The sequence below is a fragment of the Neisseria sp. P0021.S007 genome (assembly GCF_051956855.1).
This window is the reverse complement of record NZ_JBQCXA010000265.1, coordinates 1-876: the sequence shown is the minus strand read 5'-3', so window position 1 is coordinate 876 and position 876 is coordinate 1. Positions and strand designations below refer to the sequence as shown.

The 876-nt window shown below is 51.8% G+C and carries 2 protein-coding genes; one reads left to right on the top strand and one right to left on the bottom strand.

What is annotated here, in order from left to right:
• On the top strand, positions 1-365 hold a 365-nt coding region (locus ACTHUR_RS12700; RefSeq protein WP_440398846.1), incomplete at its 5' end, for a methionine biosynthesis protein MetW.
• Positions 366-460: 95 nt separating this feature from the next.
• On the opposite strand, the gene ACTHUR_RS12695 is transcribed toward ACTHUR_RS12700, so the two are convergent.
• Positions 461-876: low molecular weight protein-tyrosine-phosphatase (locus tag ACTHUR_RS12695; protein ID WP_440398844.1), on the bottom strand; the 416-nt coding region annotated here is incomplete at its 5' end.

The following is an 876-nucleotide window of genomic DNA, read 5'->3' as shown; positions in this document are numbered from 1 at the left end:
CTTTTGGTGATCAAAGTTTTGATGTGATTGTCTTGAGCCAAACCATTCAGGCGATGCAGAACACGGAAAAAATCCTGCGCTGCCTAATGCGCGTGGCCAAGCAGGCTATTGTCAGCTTCCCTAATTTCGGCTACTGGCGCAACCGTTTTCAAATCGCCGTTGGCGGCCATATGCCGGTTTCCGAGCGGATGCCGTATCATTGGTACGATACGCCCAATATCCATTGGTGTACCCTCAAAGACTTTGACTTACTGTGTGCCAAAAATAAAATCCGTGTGCTTGAGCGTGCGGTCATGACGGGCAACCGACAGGTCAAACATCTGCCGAATTTATTGGGCAGCCTGGCGTTTTATCGCGTAGGTTGATTGCGGTTATCAATAAAGGCCGTCTGAACAGGTAATCACGAAAGCATGGCTTTTGCGGATAGCTGTTCAGACGGCCTTTTATTGTTAAAGTCGGTTTAAGCCTGTTTCAATTTTTCCAACAAGGCCAAACTGCCGGCATCGACCAGACGGTAGGTTTCGTCAAAGTCGCCCGTGTACCACGGATCGGGAACGTGGTTGTACCCTGAATCGGGGATAAGGTCGGTCAGTTTGAAGATTTTGCCAGGGTGGAAACCGAGCTGCTTTTCAGTTTCTCTGAGGTTGTTGTCGTCCATCACGATGATGTAGTCGAAATGCTCGGCATCGCTGGGTTTGATTTTGCTGCTGGTAAAGCCTGACGGGTCGATGCCGTGTTGCTTGAGTGCGCGGCGCGTGCCTTCGTGCATGTCTTCTCCGTCGTGCCAACCTGATGTGCCTACGCTGGCAGTAATGACAGCATTGCCCATGCCTGCTTCGCGGGCGCGATGGCGCAGGACGTATTCGGCCATGGGGG